The organism is Solibacillus sp. FSL K6-4121, from assembly GCF_038002585.1.
Classification (GTDB): Bacteria; Bacillota; Bacilli; order Bacillales_A; family Planococcaceae; genus Solibacillus; species Solibacillus faecavium.
Genome location: NZ_JBBOCS010000001.1, coordinates 1,615,574 through 1,631,895 on the forward strand (window position 1 = coordinate 1,615,574; position 16,322 = coordinate 1,631,895).

General features: G+C 37.0%; 13 protein-coding genes. 9 read left to right on the top strand and 4 right to left on the bottom strand.

Going from position 1 to position 16,322, the window contains the following annotated elements:
- Positions 1-19 precede the first annotated feature (19 nt).
- Genes MHH95_RS08005 through MHH95_RS08020 form a run of 4 tightly spaced genes read left to right on the top strand, consistent with a single transcriptional unit; the run spans position 20 to position 3,273 of the window.
- On the top strand, positions 20-973 hold the full coding sequence (locus tag MHH95_RS08005; protein ID WP_340727087.1) for a FecCD family ABC transporter permease: 954 nt from the start codon (positions 20-22) through the stop codon (positions 971-973).
- A 5-nt stretch (positions 974-978) separates the two neighbouring features.
- Positions 979-1,749, top strand: a complete 771-nt coding sequence (locus MHH95_RS08010; RefSeq protein WP_340727088.1) for an ABC transporter ATP-binding protein — start codon at positions 979-981, stop codon at positions 1,747-1,749.
- A gap of 2 nt (positions 1,750-1,751) precedes the next feature.
- Entirely contained in the window at positions 1,752-2,435 is a 684-nt protein-coding gene (gene srtB, locus MHH95_RS08015; RefSeq protein ID WP_340727090.1) for a class B sortase, read from the top strand.
- A 13-nt stretch (positions 2,436-2,448) separates the two neighbouring features.
- A complete protein-coding gene (locus tag MHH95_RS08020; protein WP_340727091.1) occupies positions 2,449-3,273 on the top strand; it encodes an EfeM/EfeO family lipoprotein in 825 nt (274 codons plus the stop codon).
- A 96-nt stretch (positions 3,274-3,369) separates the two neighbouring features.
- Here MHH95_RS08020 and MHH95_RS08025 read toward each other — a convergent pair whose 3' ends face one another.
- The gene (locus tag MHH95_RS08025; protein WP_340727092.1) at positions 3,370-3,804 is read right to left on the bottom strand and encodes a hypothetical protein; all 435 of its coding nucleotides are present in this window, start codon (positions 3,802-3,804) and stop codon (positions 3,370-3,372) included.
- Between the two features lie 179 nt (positions 3,805-3,983).
- Positions 3,984-4,136 (bottom strand): hypothetical protein, encoded by a 153-nt coding sequence (locus MHH95_RS08030; protein WP_191698592.1) that lies wholly within the window; start codon positions 4,134-4,136, stop codon positions 3,984-3,986.
- A 234-nt stretch (positions 4,137-4,370) separates the two neighbouring features.
- On the opposite strand from MHH95_RS08030, the gene MHH95_RS08035 reads away from it, so the two are divergent.
- Complete coding sequence (locus MHH95_RS08035; protein WP_340727093.1) at positions 4,371-5,759, top strand: aldehyde dehydrogenase; 1,389 nt, start codon at positions 4,371-4,373, stop codon at positions 5,757-5,759.
- 384 nt (positions 5,760-6,143) lie between these two features.
- On the opposite strand, the gene MHH95_RS08040 is transcribed toward MHH95_RS08035, so the two are convergent.
- A complete protein-coding gene (locus MHH95_RS08040; protein ID WP_340727094.1) occupies positions 6,144-7,724 on the bottom strand; it encodes a two-component system sensor histidine kinase NtrB in 1,581 nt (526 codons plus the stop codon).
- A 295-nt stretch (positions 7,725-8,019) separates the two neighbouring features.
- On the opposite strand from MHH95_RS08040, the gene MHH95_RS08045 reads away from it, so the two are divergent.
- From MHH95_RS08045 to MHH95_RS08055, 3 genes are all read left to right on the top strand, one after another.
- Complete coding sequence (locus tag MHH95_RS08045) at positions 8,020-9,489, top strand: UDP-N-acetylmuramoyl-L-alanyl-D-glutamate--2,6-diaminopimelate ligase (RefSeq protein WP_340727095.1); 1,470 nt, start codon at positions 8,020-8,022, stop codon at positions 9,487-9,489.
- Positions 9,490-9,691: 202 nt separating this feature from the next.
- Positions 9,692-10,132, top strand: a complete 441-nt coding sequence (locus tag MHH95_RS08050) for a VanZ family protein (protein ID WP_340727096.1) — start codon at positions 9,692-9,694, stop codon at positions 10,130-10,132.
- Between the two features lie 66 nt (positions 10,133-10,198).
- Positions 10,199-11,770 carry a peptide chain release factor 3 gene (locus MHH95_RS08055; RefSeq protein ID WP_191698587.1) on the top strand — a complete coding sequence of 524 codons (1,572 nt, stop codon included), beginning with the start codon at positions 10,199-10,201 and terminating at the stop codon, positions 11,768-11,770.
- 61 nt (positions 11,771-11,831) lie between these two features.
- Here the strand turns inward: MHH95_RS08055 and MHH95_RS08060 are convergent, their stop codons facing one another.
- Positions 11,832-12,626 (bottom strand): NRDE family protein, encoded by a 795-nt coding sequence (locus MHH95_RS08060; protein ID WP_340727097.1) that lies wholly within the window; start codon positions 12,624-12,626, stop codon positions 11,832-11,834.
- Positions 12,627-12,769: 143 nt separating this feature from the next.
- Here MHH95_RS08060 and MHH95_RS08065 point away from each other — a divergent pair, with 143 nt between their 5' ends.
- On the top strand, positions 12,770-15,814 hold the full coding sequence (locus MHH95_RS08065) for an efflux RND transporter permease subunit (RefSeq protein WP_340727098.1): 3,045 nt from the start codon (positions 12,770-12,772) through the stop codon (positions 15,812-15,814).
- Positions 15,815-16,322: the final 508 nt, after the last annotated feature.

A 16,322-nucleotide genomic window follows, 5' to 3' on the forward strand; every position in this document is an offset into this window, starting at 1 on the left:
TACATAAAGGGTGTTTGCTGTGACAAAAAAAATCATCAGCTTTATAGCTGTCGCTGTTTTATTAATTATTACCGTTATTTATGCCGCGACAACTGGGAGTATCCAGATGTCATTTGTTGAGTTTATTACGAATTTTTTTAATCCTGAAAATACGAATATGGCTGCCATTAAAGATTTGCGCTTTCCACGAATTATCGTTGCATTATTTGCAGGAGCAGCGTTATCAGTTGCAGGCGTTTTATTGCAGGCAATTATGCGTAATCCATTAGCTGATGCAGGGTTTATTGGAATTTCCGCTGGGGCGGCATTTACTAAACTTTTTATTGTTAGCTTCGTACCAACACTGTTTTTCTTCACGCCTATCGCGGCATTTATCGGTGGTGCGCTAGCTTGTTTCTTCGTTTTTTTACTTTCATGGAAATCAGGATTGAACCCATTAAAATTAATATTGGTCGGGATTGCGATTAATGCCATGTTCTCAGGTCTTACAGAAGCAATGATTACTTTTGGTGCTTCTGCATCAGGATCAATTACATCCAATTTATCGTTTAAAACTTGGGATGATGTATCGTTAATCGTAACTTACGGTTCAATCGGACTTATTTTGGCGATTATTTTATATGCGTCCTGTAATGTCCTCGTCTTATCTGATAAAACTGCGAAAAGTGTAGGCTTTAACGTAACGGCTGCAAGAATAGTTATTGCCGCTGTTGCTGTTCTATTGGCGGCAGCTTCGGTTGTCGTAGCAGGGGTCATTTCTTTTGTCGGAATTTTAGTACCGCATATTGCGCGCCGGCTTGTTGGTTATGATCATAAAGTGTTGATTCCTTTTACCGCATTATTAGGAGCATTTATTATATTATTGGCAGACACCCTAGGTCGTACGATGTTTAGCCCGATGGAAGTGCCGGCTTCGACAATTATGGCGATTATCGGTGGTCCGTTCCTCATATTTTTACTTAGAAAAGAGTGACGAAAATGGAAATTAAACAAGTAGTTGTTTCGCATGATGGCAAGGCGCGGCATTTAAATGAAGTATCCACAGTCATTCCGAAAGGGAAAGTAACGACAATAATTGGTCCAAATGGTTGTGGGAAATCCACATTATTAAGTGTGATGTCACGAAATAAGATGCCACTTAAAGGGAAAGCTACTCTTGAAAATAGGGATTTAGTGGAGTATAAACCGAAAGAATTCGCAAAAAAGTTTGCGATTGTTTATCAGCAAAATGATATCCCAGCTGATTTAACTGTAGAGAAGCTTGTCATGTATGGACGGATGCCGCATAATTCTTTATTCAAAAAGAAAACGAATGATGACGAAGAAGCTGTGACATGGGCACTGGAATGTACAAATTTACTTGGTAAACGCCAAAATGATTTATCTGCTTTATCAGGAGGGGAACGTCAACGTGTATGGATTGCGATGGCACTTGCCCAGCAATCTGAAATACTTTGCCTCGACGAGCCGACAACGTATTTGGATATATATTATCAACTCGAACTGTTGGAGCTTATAAAGCAATTAAATGAACAGTATGGTTTAACGATTGTCATGGTCCTCCATGATATTAACCAGGCGATTCGATACAGTGATCATGTTATTTTAATGAAAGCCGGGAAAATCATTGCAGAGGGTATTCCGCGCAGTGTCATTACAAAGGAAGTCATTAAGGAAGTATACGGTGTCAATTCAGTGTTCCATGAAGATGAAAAGCTGGGACTCTATATGATGCCGTTAAGCATCTGATTATGCGGCGATGGATTCGGGCATTAAGCGGTATTGTAATGATTGTTTGTGCAGTTATCGTTATTCGCTATTATTTAGACTATAGTGAAGTGAACGAACAGCTGGAACAGGCGCAGCAAATAGTGGAACAAAGCGAGCTTAAAGAACTTCAGCGACAAAATAAAAATATTATCGGGTGGCTTACATTGGAAAATACCCGATTAAATAACCCCGTATTACAAACGGATAATAATGAATTTTACTTAAAGCATAATTATTTAGATGAAAAGAGTCGTGGAGGAAGTATTTTTGCTGATTTCCGAAATGATGTAATGGAAGATCGGCATACGATTTTTTACGGGCATGTTTTACGTAATGGTACGATGTTTGGCGATTTATCAAAGTTTAACGAGCAAGCTTATGCAGAAGAGCATCCTATTTTCTATTATGAGACAGATGAAAAACGCTATGCTTTGCATGTATTTGCTGCATATGAAACGACAACAGATTTTTATTATATCGAAACACAATTTACGAATGATACATTTGATCAGTATTTATTAGATATTCAACAAAAATCTGCAATAGAAATGCCAGTCGAAGTAGCAAATTCCGATAAAATCGCGACTTTTTCGACTTGTACGACATCCCCTGATGACAAAGAACGATTTGTTGTTCATACAAAGGTAGTCGAACTAGAAAAATAAGAGGTGAATCAATATGAAAAATAGTAAAAGAATCATGATTGCTTTGCTTGCAGTAGGATTATTGGCTGCATGTGGCAAAAAAGAAGATAATCCAGTAACAGAACCTGTAGAACAGCAAGAAATTAAAATAGATGTAGCTGCTGAGGCAGAGCAGTATAAATCATTGATAATGGGGCAAATGGACAGCTTCACAGCAGATACAGAACTTCTAGCCACATATGTGAAAGAGGAAAAATTGGAAGAGGCACAAAAGCTTTACCCATTAGTAACAATGTATTATGAGCGAATGCAGCCCATTGCTTCAAATTTTCAGGAACTTGACGTGAAAATTAACGGCGAATTAGTAGAAGGAAAAGAAGCGGAGACAATAGGTTTTCAAAAATTAGCTCATGGATTGTTTGTAGAGAAGAAAACTACAGGCTATGAGGAAGTTGTAGATGAGCTTGTTGAAAATGTGAAAGCATTACAGGCAGAGCTTCCTACGATGGATGTTTCAGGAAATAATGTATTAGCTTCAGCTGTAACGATGTTCAACACGATGGCAACGAATCGTTTGTCTACGCAAAGCGTTGCCAATAATGAAGTATACGCTGTCAAAGCACAGACAGAATCTGCGGAAGATTTATTGGAGATATTTATTCCCCGCATCTCAACAGAAAGTGCTGAAACTACATCAGAGACTTTGAAAGAATTAAATGAAATTGTCGCTTATTATGAAGTAGGAAAAGAAGACTATGTGAACTATAGCTTCTTTACAGCAAAACAAAAAGAAGAGCTGAAAACAGCTGTCCAGCGTGTAGGCTCCGCATTACAGGAAATGAATGATTCATTGAAATAACATATATATCAATGTAGATACAAAAAAGAAAGCAGTTCAAATTTTACGATGAGTAAAGTTTGAACTGCTTTTAGTATTGCTATGTCCTCAGCTTTTTTAGTGGAGGGCATCATGTTTTATATATTGTTTTGCCACTTGCGGTATATCTTTATATGAGATTTCATTAATTGTGTGAAGTGTTTGAGCATCAAATGCCAATGTGAATACTTCTGTATTTTTATTTTGCACCGGTCTGAACCATTTTAATGTAACATCGTTTAAAGCTTCTACATGCTGGAGCTCAGTTAATAAATTGTAGCTGTCTTTTAACAATGTCGTTTCATGAAGAAATTCAGTTGCCTGTAATGAAATGGTAACATTTAATTTATCTTCTAGCGGCGTTATCTCTATATTAAGTATGATATTTTCAATAAATTGTTGAAGCACAATTTCAGATATGGCAAGCATCGTTTGAAGTTTCAACTGTTCCGGAGAAACGGCAGCCTGGGCTTCTTCAATCGAATCTTGATGTTCCAAATTGTTTTTTTTCATAATATATTGTACTGAAATGACACAGACGAAAATAAGAAAAAAAATTAGCATGAATTTCAGTATTTTATTTAAAATAAGGATGACCTCCTATGGACTTTGACCAAATTTCTATTATATATAGTCATTATGCCATAGAAAAATGCAAAAAAGGACTGACAAATGTGACAGTCCTTTTACGGTTAAGTATTTTGTTCTTCAGTAGGAATTGTTGCAACAAATTCGTCAAAGTATAAAAATGATTCATCCTCTAGCTGTGTAATCTTTTGTTCATTTAATCCAATAGATAATGGTCCAGAAAAAATCTCGCCCCACCAAGTTTCAGTAATAATCATTTATATAGCCTCCTTGTACGATTGTTTTTATGTCTGATTTAAATAATTACTTATGAAATTCCCATTTAGACTTTTCGATAAACATTTTTCTTGAAACTGATATTACCTCCTTGCATAACTTCCTTGCTAATATTTGAAGGAATTAAATTTAACTTTGTAGTAGTTATTACTATAGTTAATATGTGTGAACAGCTATAATTTATGCATACATTTCTTTTTGAAAGGATGAAAAAAATGAACTTCACTGCACAAGATGTTGAACAAATGATTGAAGAACAACGATCTTTTTATTTTACCGGCGCAACTAAAAATATAGAATTTCGTAAAGAGCAACTCATATTATTAAAAGAAACAATAAAAAAATATGAGGCACAAGTAATAGAAGCTTTAGCATTAGATTTGAGAAAAAGTGAATTTGAAGCTTATTCCACTGAAATTGGAATTGTATACGATAGTATTTCTTATTTTTTAAAAAATATAGATGGCTGGATGGAACCGGAACTAGTGAAAACACCAATACATTTTCAACCTGCCAAAAGTTACATTGTTCGGGAACCGTTTGGAGTTACATTAATTATTGGACCTTTTAATTATCCTTTCCAATTAATTATGGAGCCATTGATTGGGGCGATTATTGGAGGCAATACAGCGATCGTTAAGCCATCTGAAACGGCTGTTCATACAGCCATTATGGTAAAGAAAATTTTAGAGGAAGTATTCCCACCACATTATGTTCGAGTTGTAGAGGGTGAAAAGGATGAAGTTACTGCTCTGATTCATGCGCCCTTTGACTATATTTTCTTTACAGGGAGTGTAGCTGTTGGAAAAGTAGTAGCAAAGGCTGCTGCAGAGCGTCTGACTCCGATTGGATTAGAACTTGGTGGTAAGAGCCCTGCCATAGTGGATCAAACCGCTAATTTAGATGTAGCAGCAAAGCGTATTGTCTGGGGGAAATTTAATAATACAGGGCAAACATGTGTTGCACCGGATTATTTGCTAGTTCATTCTTCAGTTGCTAAAAAATTCACACGTTTACTTAAAAAGACGATTCGTGAATTCTTTGGGGATGATCCACAGCAAAGTCCGGACTATGGCCGGATAATCAATGAGCGCCAATTTGACCGCCTGCAAAATATATTGGACAACGAGCGTGATACGGTAACATTCGGCGGTCGCACAGATCGAGAAGATTTATATATGGAGCCAACAGTTTTAGAAAATATAACGTGGGATCGTCCATCAATGGAAGATGAACTTTTTGGACCAATCTTGCCGATTTTGACTTATGAGCAATTACCAAAAGCGATTCACGAAATACGCCAATTGCCTAAGCCGTTAAGTGCCTATCTGTTCTCTGAAAATGAAAAGGCGATTGCTTATTTCCTTCAAGAACTGCCATTTGGCGGAGGCTGTATAAATGATGTAATTACACATGTAGGAAATACGCATTTACCGTTTGGAGGGGTTGGTCCTTCAGGTGTGAAATCGTATCATGGAAAGGCTAGCTTCGAGAACTTTACGCACCCTAAATCGATTATGCAGCGTTCTAATAAACTGGCAAATAGTTTACTATATCCGCCGTACAAACAAAAAGTTAAGCTTGTTCGTACGATTATGAAATAACGAATGTTCTTTGATATGGCAGCACTCCCGGGCAACAAGCAGGGGATATGGAGTAGATAACAAATAAAGAGTCTGGGACCAAATGAAAAACATCTATTTTTTCAAGAAAAAAATAGATGTTTTTCTGCTTCTGCCAGAATTGATTTCCGTTACGGGGACGCTTTCCGGGGGCACGGCCTGAGCCTGTAGTCTCAGGCGTCGGTGCTCCTGCGGTTACTCGTCGCAAAATAAATTTTGCTGTTCCCCCAGGAGTCGCCCCTTCACTCCAATCAATTCATATAATATCAATTTCTTAATAAGAGTATTTCCCTTTTAAAAAGAAATTTCTACTTATATCCCAACCTCTTATAATTTTGAGGCTGGTTTTACCCAGCCTTCTCATTTTTAATATTCACTGAACACCGGAAACGATAATAGAACTTCTGTACCGACGTTTTGCTGACTTTTTATTTTAATTGTCCCTTTATGATCTTGAACAATTTTATTAACAATCATCATCCCAAGCCCTGTACCTTTCGTTTTCGTTGTATAAAAAGGTTCAAAAATACGTTCTGTTAAATGGGTAGGTATACCGCAGCCTGTATCGACTATATTAATATAAATTTCCTCGCCATCTTTGCCTATACTCACTTCTAACGTAATGGTCCCATTCTCAGGTATAGCCTCAATAGCGTTTTTAAATAAATTTATAAATACCTGTTTAATTTGATTTTTATTACCTAAAATAAATGTGTGCGAATATTCATTCGAAATATTAAGCGAAATAGTCCTTTGCTGAAGCTCATACTGGAAAAATGTAGCTACTTCATTTAATGCCTCTGCTAAATTAACCGGTATAAACTGATTAGGCTGTGGTCTAGATAATACAAGGAATTCTGATAAAATTAATTCAATTCGTTCCGTTTCGCTCTGAATTAGCTTTGTATATTCATAGTAAGGTGAGTCAGGATTTTCGTTCATCATTTGAACATAGCCGGATATGACGGTCATCGGATTACGAATTTCATGTGCAACTCCGGCAGCAAGCTCACCGACGAGCTTTAGTTTTTCAGATTGCAAAATTAAATTTTCGTTTTCCTTAATATATGAAATATCCCGTGAAATTACAGAAGAACCGATAATTTCGCCGTGCGGGCTAAAAATGGGAGACAACGAGATTTGTGCATCGAAAATAGTGCCATCCTTTCTCATATCAGTTGTTTCATGAAGATGATATTTCTTTCCATGCTTTATATCTTCTTTCCTTTGTCTTGACTCTTCTTCGTTTTCCGGGGGCATAAGTGGTAAAATACGCCCTAATGCTTCTTCCTTAGTCCAACCATACAATTTTTCGAATGCTGGGTTAACGGCAATCACACGATCATTCAAATCAAATACCGCAATCGCATCATTAGCCTGTTCGAAAAACAAATGTAAATATGCATGTTTAGAATTCAAATAATACTCACGGTCAATTGCACTTTTCTCTAACTTTAACCAAATATTTTTTATAAAGTAACTTTGACCTATACTCATAACGCAAACCGCAATTAAAAAGCCGAAAAGTAAAAAATGATCTTCTGATTTAAAACTATGATAGGGAATCATCGATAACTCATTTAAAATATAAATTTCAATGAATACTAGAACTATGTTGATGAAAGAAATGATATATGAACGGTAAATGGTTAAAATCGCAATAACCCAGATAAAAGTATAAAACGAAAATATATTTACATTTTGATAGTTAAAAAAGAAGACGATCATATGCCATGTACAAATCAAAATAATTTGAAATACTTTTGGCGGAGTTTTTAAATAATACAAAGCAACGAGTATAATGAAACTTCCAATACTAATAGCTAAAAATGAATAAGGATGCTTGAACAGCTGTGTAACAATGACAGTAGTAAAAATAAGCGTCGAAAAAAAATAAGTAATAACCATAAGCAGATTTCGCTTATTCAGAATTTCATTTTGCTGCATAAAACACCTCTGATAAGTAATAATAACTATAATCATACAGTAATTTATGATGTCGATAAATGGCGAATTTTGATATGATAGATATATTAATTAAAAATTGTACTATGTGAACATTTGGGAACACTTCATTTAATGGTTATTTTGTGGTTCTAATAGTTCAAGGTATTTAATAGTAAGCGTAAACCATGGAAATTTCAATCCATGAGCAGTATGATGAGTAATACATAGAAATTACAATAACTTAACTGAAAAAATTTAGATTCGCAAGTATATTGCAAGTGTGGGGGAAAGAAAAATGTATGCAGAAGAGCTATTAAGTACACTCATGCAAAAGAAAATAGTAGGACAATTGCCGAAGCTGATTTCGGATATTGCGATTGATTCTCGCAGTGTACAGCCGAACAGTGTGTTTATTTGCATTAAAGGCTTTACAGTAGATGGTCATGACTATGCACAGAAGGCTGTTGATGCTGGGGCAACAATTATCGTAACAGAGCGTCTATTGGAGTTGGAGGGCGACATTGCACAAGTACTTGTTAAGAATACGACACGTACATTAGGCATTTTAGCAGCGAAGTTTTTTGACTACCCATCGAAAGACATCATGATGATTGGCGTAACAGGTACAAATGGTAAAACAAGTGTATCCGGCATTATCCACAATATTTTAATTGGACTTGGTGAAAAGTCGGCACTGTCAGGTACAATAGGATTTAATTTAAATGGTGTACTTTATGAATCGGCCAACACAACAAGTGACTCTTTAAATACTCAGCAAATGATTTTCCGAGCTAAAAGTGAAGGCTGCCGTGCGATGGTAATGGAAGTTTCGTCACATGGTTTGGCACTCGGTCGTTTAGCAGGTGTCGATTATGATGTCGCGGTATTTACGAATTTAACACATGACCATTTAGATTTTCATGGTACAATGGAAAACTACGGTAACACGAAAGGTTTGTTGTTCTCTCAGCTTGGTCAAGACTTGGAAAAGAACAAGCATGTCGTATTAAATGCGGATGATCCATGGTCAGAGCGTTATGCCCAAATTACGCCATTTCCGATATGGACTTATGGCTTAAAAAACAACGCTATATTCCGAGCAGTGAACTGCAATTATGAAGATGGCATGACTCATTTTGATATGGAAACACCTGAAGGTACATTTCCAGTGACAATGCATTTATTGGGTGAATTCAATATTTACAATGTACTTGCAGCAACAGCGGTGTTTTATGCGCGAGGCTTCCCAATTGAAGTCATTATTGAACAGATTGAAATGCTTCCTCCAGTAAAAGGACGTATGGAAAAGGTGGAAACGGATTTACCGATTCAAATCTTTATTGATTATGCACATACTCCGGATGCAATTGAAAAAGCGATAAATGCTGCCCTTCCATATAAAAAACCGGAAAATAAATTGATTTTCCTCGTTGGTACAGGTGGCGGACGAGACAAAACGAAGCGTCCAACGATGGCAGAAAAGGCGTCAGTTGCAGATTATGTTGTGCTTACAACAGATGATCCACGCTATGAGGAGTACGATAGTATTACAGGCGATTTAGCAAAAGGGATGCTGCATAATAACTATGCATGTATCGGTGATCGCGCAGAAGCTGTTAGACATGCAGTGAGCGTAGCAAATCCCGGGGATATTATTATTTTTGCCGGCAAAGGTCATGAAGATTACCAAATCATTGAAAATACGAAATACCCGCATAGTGATGCCAAAATTGCGATTGAAGCTGGGAAGTTAAAATTTGTATAGATGAACCTATATCTTTTTCAAATCCGCCGTGTTAACGTAATTGCGTTAACGGTGGTTTTTTTTTGGAGGTGAAAAGAAAGAAATGATTCAATCCTACGTACTTAGTATGATCGGGTATTGTATATTGATTTTTCCTCTTTATATAATTAGCCGAAAACTATACTTAAGAAATAAAAAGAAAGATGTGTCTCGGGAAGTTATTATGCTCGTATTTTTCCTATATTGTGTGAGCATTTTTTCGCAAACGATTATACCCAATTTTTATTTTTTAAATGGACAAATTGTAGTTGATACATCCACTGCCTATGTCCGTAGTAATTTCACCCCATTACAAACGATTCTTTTATATTATGATCAATTAAAGGGACCATTAGCGAATATCGCATTTTATAATTTGGCAGGCAATATTGTCCTGTTTATTCCGTTTGGTTTTTTTATACCGCTTTTATGGAAAAAACTAAGAGGCTGGCGCAAAATGCATATCGTCGCATTCAGCATACCGATATTTATAGAAGGGACACAATATTTTATCGGTCGCAGCATTGATGTAGATGATGTATTATTAAATGCGATTGCAATTGTCATAGGCTTTGTCCTATTTAAAATAATGAAAAGAATACGTAAAATACTAACTCAAAAGTAAAAAAGGTTGTAACGAATGACTGTTGTCTTTTAAAATAAGAAAGTATGGAAAAAGGAGACGAAAACAATGACTTTAGAACAAGATATATTATCGCGTCGAACATTCGCCATTATCAGTCACCCTGATGCTGGTAAAACGACGATTACCGAAAAACTATTATTATTCGGTGGAGCAATTCGTGACGCGGGTACAGTAAAAGGGAAAAAATCAGGAAAGTTCGCAACATCCGACTGGATGGAAATCGAAAAGCAACGTGGGATTTCAGTTACATCCTCTGTTATGCAATTTGATTATTCAGGCTGTCGTGTAAACATTCTTGATACACCTGGTCACCAGGATTTCTCGGAAGATACGTACCGTACTTTAATGGCAGTAGACTCTGCTGTCATGGTTGTCGATGCTGCAAAAGGTATTGAGGCACAAACATTAAAGCTATTTAAAGTATGTAAAATGCGCGGCATACCGATTTTTACATTTATAAATAAATTAGACCGTCAAGGGAAAGAGCCATTGGAGCTTATAGAAGAGCTAGAAGAGGTTTTAGGCATATCAGCATATCCGATGAACTGGCCAATCGGTATGGGGAAAGAATTCCTTGGAATTTATGATCGATACAATAACCGAATTGAGCAGTTTAGAACTGATGAGGCGAATCGCTATTTACCATTAAATGAAGAGGGCGGCTTAGCGGTTGATCATCCAATGAAGGTAACATCTTATTATACGCAGGCAATGGATGATATCGAATTGTTAAATGAAGCGGGTAATCAATACTCGGAAGATAAAATACGCCGTGGGGAATTAACACCTGTATTTTTTGGGTCAGCATTGACTAACTTCGGGGTACAAACATTCCTTGATACGTATTTAAAATTTGCACCAACTCCACAGCCACGTATTACAGAAGATGAGCAATTCATCGATCCTGTAGAGTACAAAGATTTTTCAGGGTTTATTTTCAAGATTCAAGCAAACATGAATCCTGCCCACCGTGACCGTATTGCGTTCGTGCGAATCGTTTCCGGTAAGTTCGAGCGTGGGATGAATATGACGTTGGCGCGAACAGGAAAATCCTTTAAAGTAACGCAGTCTACACAATTTTTAGCGGATGATCGTGAAATTGTAAACGAAGCAGTTGCAGGTGATATTATCGGACTTTATGATACAGGGACGTATCAGATTGGCGATACAGTGGTCGGCAGTAAAAAAGGATTTAACTTTGAGAAGTTACCTCAATTTACACCGGAGATTTTCATGCGCGTTTCGGCGAAAAACGTTATGAAAGGTAAGCAGTTCCAAAAAGGTGTACTTCAGTTAGTACAAGAGGGTGCGATCCAATACTTCAAAACTTTACACACTGAAGATGTCATCCTCGGTGCAGTAGGTCAATTACAGTTTGAAGTTTTCCAACACCGTATGATTAATGAATACAATGTTGAAGTAACGATGGAGCCAATCGGCAGCAAGATCGCACGTTGGATTGAAAATGAGGAAGATGTAAAGGAATCAATGCATTCTCAGCGCTCAATGCTAGTGCGTGACCGTTTTGATAATAAAGTATTTTTATTTGAAAATGAATTTGCAATGCGCTGGTTCACTGAAAAGAACGAACAAATTAAACTTTATAGCCTGCTGTAATAGGCATGTTTATTATATCCCGGCAATTTCTCAGTAAAGAAATTTGCCGGGTTTTTTATATTCATTTATTATGACGGGTGTCTGATGCTGCCAAGCTCTTTGGCTTAATAGTAAAAGAACGATCAAATAGAAAGCTACCTTTATCATAAGTGCGTTCTAAAAAATGGATATCTTCATTTTTATTAAATATTATTGCTGTAGAACAACGTGTTCCATAATTCGGTAATTTCACAAATTGTGCTGAGAGTGCGCGTTCTAAATGAATGCCTACCCCAGTATTTGGAAATACTTCGTCATGTGCAATATTATCATCTGATAATAATAAAATAAGATCTTGTACTTCAAATTGTTTGTTTTGAGTACTGTTTATTAATGAATTTTTCGCTTTTTCGACTTTTGGCCAAGTCGTGTTTAATGTAGCATTACTAAGACCGTAAGTACCTGGTTCGATCTTATTGTGCTCGTCAAATACGTTATTGTAATGATGCATTTGCTGCCCATCAAACAATAAAACGTTGTAGCCGCCATACAGATTCCTTTTTTCCCGTAATGAATCAATGAAGGATTCAATCGATTCAGTAGAAAGCAAGAACTGTGAGACGATCTCTCCACGTGATAGGAGCGTTGTTTCTGGCTGGCTTGGCTCACGATAGTTCGTAATGGCCGCAAATCGCCCGTTTTTCGAAAGTCCCATCCAGCTACCTTGTTGAAGTAAATCCCGACCACCTAATATAGCAGGATTATCCTCCCAAAAATGGGCCGCTGCTGTCGGCCGGTCATAAAATTCGTCACGATTTGCAATAATAACAAGCGGATAATTTGGATGAACTTTATAGGAAAATGCAATTAAACACATAGTTAAACCCCCAAAGTAATATTGTTTGAAAATTTGTAACATTTTATTTTAGGAAAGTATTTTATTGTTGAATGGTAAAGGGAAAAGGAACCTTTACACGAATTTTAAATAATACGATGACAAAATGAAAGGATTTAACATCCATGAATATAAGCAGATTTTCTATTAAACGTCCCGTGTTTACGATTGTTGCGATGATCTTTGTATTAATATTGGGAGTTGTTTCTCTATTTAAAATCCCGATTACATTAATACCTGATTTGAATCCGCCCATTGGTGTTGTTGTTACGAGCTATCCAGGCGCGAGCCCCATTGAAGTCAATGAGAAAGTGACAAAGCCATTGGAAGCTTCTCTTTCTACTCTGCCTGGTATAAAAAAGGTACAGTCGACATCCCTTGAAAGCTCGAATCTAATTATTTTAGAGTTTAATTGGTCAACAAATATGGATAAAGTGCAGACTGATATATTGCAGCGCATAGATCTAGTTCCTCTTCCTGATGATGCCGGGAGACCTAGCTTTTTGAAATTCGATCCAGCGCAGTTTCCGGTTATTCAGCTTGCATTGGCAGCCAATGACGAAGATGTAGACATCAGGCAGATAGCGGAGTCGCTGGAACAGGAATTACAAAGGACAGAAGGCGTAGCAAGTGTAACCGTTTCAGGAAAAATTGTAGAAGAAATCCAAATAGAACTGGATCCTCAAAAACTTGAACAAAAAAATTTAACGCAAACGGACGTCATGCAAGTCATACAGGCAAGTAATATTTCGATGCCCGGTGCAGAATTAAGTACAAAGGACAATCAGCTATTGACGACACGTGTAGTTAGTTTATTCACTCATCCGGATGAAATAGCGAATATAGTACTGTCTGTAAATCCATTAACAGGTGAAGCCCTAAAAATTCAAGATATTGCGACCGTAGAACGAAAAGAGCAGGAAACAAATACGATAACGCGTGCAAACGATCAGTCGGCAGTTCTGATTTCGGTTCTGCAGGAATCTGGTGCAAATACAGCGAGTGTTTCTGAAACATTCCAAAAGGAACTTGATCGTTTATTAAACGAACCACAATATGAAGGAATTGAAGCGACCATTTTATTTGACCAGGGAGATTATGTTCGCTTAGCTATTAGTAATATTAGCTCCTCTCTAATCTTTGGCGGCTTATTTGCAATGCTTGTACTTCTATTCTTTTTATCTGGTATAAAAAGTCCGCTTATTATTGGGATTGCAATTCCATTCTCGGTAATCGTAACATTTGTTCTCATGTACTTTGCAAACTTTTCGTTGAATATTATGACGCTTGGGGCGCTTGCTTTAGGAATTGGGATGCTTGTCGATAACGCCATAGTTGTTATTGAAAATATTGAACGGCATTTAGAACTCGGTGAAAGTCCAATAGATGCAGCAATCAACGGTACAAAAGAAGTAGCTTTAGCGATTACTGCTTCAACCGTTACCACCATTGCAGTTTTTGTACCTGTTATTTTTATAAGTGGACTAATCGGTAAAATATTTATGGAGTTTGCTTTGACCATTTCATTTAGCTTGATTGCTTCACTCGCGGTTGCTTTAACAGTCGTTCCAATGCTTGCAAGCCGCTTTTTACGTACGAAACCGGCAAATTCAGTTGAAAAGAGACAAGGCAAGTGGCTCTATCGAAATTATACGAAAGCTATAAAATGGGGACTAACGAGACGTGCACTCATTTTATCAATCACGTTAGCATTACTTGCTTTATCCGGCTTTGGGGTTTACAAAACAGGTACAGAATTTCTGCCTCCGACAGATGAGGGGTTTGTATCGTTATCCGTTAAGCTTCCAAATAGTGCATCGGTTGCAAAGACAGAAGGAATTGTTAGTGAAATAGAGGAAATGGCAAGGGAATATGAAGAAGTCGATGTTGTAGTAAGTTTAATCGGCGGCAATCAGCAATCTTTATCCCGGGAGACTAGTAAGCAAAATGAAGGGGAAATTTCGATTAAGCTCGTTGAACTATCTGAACGTAATCGCTCCATTTTCGACTTTGTTGAGCAGTTTGAAAAACAGGTTCAGAAACAAATTGGGGAACGGGCAGAAGTTAGCTTTTCGCTTTCTTCTTCATCAGGCTCAACACCTAATACATTATCATTCCGTGTAACCGACAGTAATGAGCTGCGTTTAAAGGAGACAGTTACTCAAATTCAGCAAAGGCTTACAGAAATTGATGCGATAGTCGAGGTTACGACAGATTTGGATGAAGTGAAAGAGGAAATCCAAATAGAAGTAAAACGGGATGAAGCAAATCAATATGGATTGTTGCCTTCGCAAATTGCTCAAACAGTTAATATGATGACTCGCGGTGCCTTTACAACACAAATTATTGCAGATGACAGTGAAGTGTTGGGAGTATATACAGGCTTTGGTAAAGCCTTTCGGGAAGATGTAGAAGCTCTTAAAAAGATGAAGCTACGTACGAATGCGGGTGTATTTGTTGAATTGCAGGAACTGGCAACAATTGAAATCAAAGAATCGCAGACGGCCATTCGAAGATCGGATCAAGCCGCGGCTATTGCATTTTTTGTGAAATATAAAACTTCAGAATCATTGAGCGGTATTTCCAAAAAGGTAGATGAAGCAATTCAGGGAGTAGGAGTTCCAACGACAACGAAAATTGTATTTGGCGGTGACCGGGAATTATTCGATAGCGCAAAGCAAGATATGATCTTGGCAATTATTCTTGCAGTAATCCTTATTTATCTCGTTATGGGTGCTCAATTTGAATCATTTAAACTTCCTTTTGTTATGATGTTTAGTGTTCCTTTAATGATAATAGGTGTTGCGGCTAGTTTATATTTAACAAATACATTGCTAGGAGTAACAGCGATTATTGGGATACTCATATTGGTTGGGATTGTTGTGAATAACGGAATCGTCCTTATTGATTATATTAATCAAAAACGTCAGCAAGGTTTAAATGTTACGGATGCCATTATTGCAGGGGTTCAGGACCGGATACGCCCAATTTTAATGACAGCTTTAACGACAATTCTAGGCTTAGTCCCGTTAGCACTGGGAATAGGTGAAGGTACGGAAATGAATCAACCAATGGCCATCGTCGTTATCGGGGGATTAATAAGCTCAACAATTTTAACTTTGTTTATCGTACCAATCATTTACAGTCTAATTGAAAAAGAAGCAAAGTAATTTTGCTAAAGCATATATAAATGCATCTATATCTGAAACGGCGTAGCATCCGACAGAAGACTATCATACAATAGTGTTGGTCGCGAGAAAGCGACGAAAGAAATAATGGATAACAAAAAGTATGGAATTTATCTGTCATTTGCTAAAGTAAGGGAAATATTATTGAGAAAATATGGAGTTTTGTAAAGTTTTGATGAATTTTGGTAGAAAGATTTGATTTTTCAAAACAATATCGTTAAAATAACAATATAATTGAATTGAATATCCATTGACATTTGTCAAAGGGGAGTAGCTATAAGAAATTAAAATAGTAGCTTAAGATGGCCACTACTTTTAATTGAACTTACTTCACATTCGTCATTACATGGTTAGGAGCCATCGGGTGTGATAGCATAATTTGTGCTTAGCAAGACCTTTGCCTATTTTTATAGGCAGAGGTCTTTTCTTTTTGGCAAAAATGCGTGGATTTTTTTCAACTATCATTAATAAATGCCGGAATTTTTGGCTA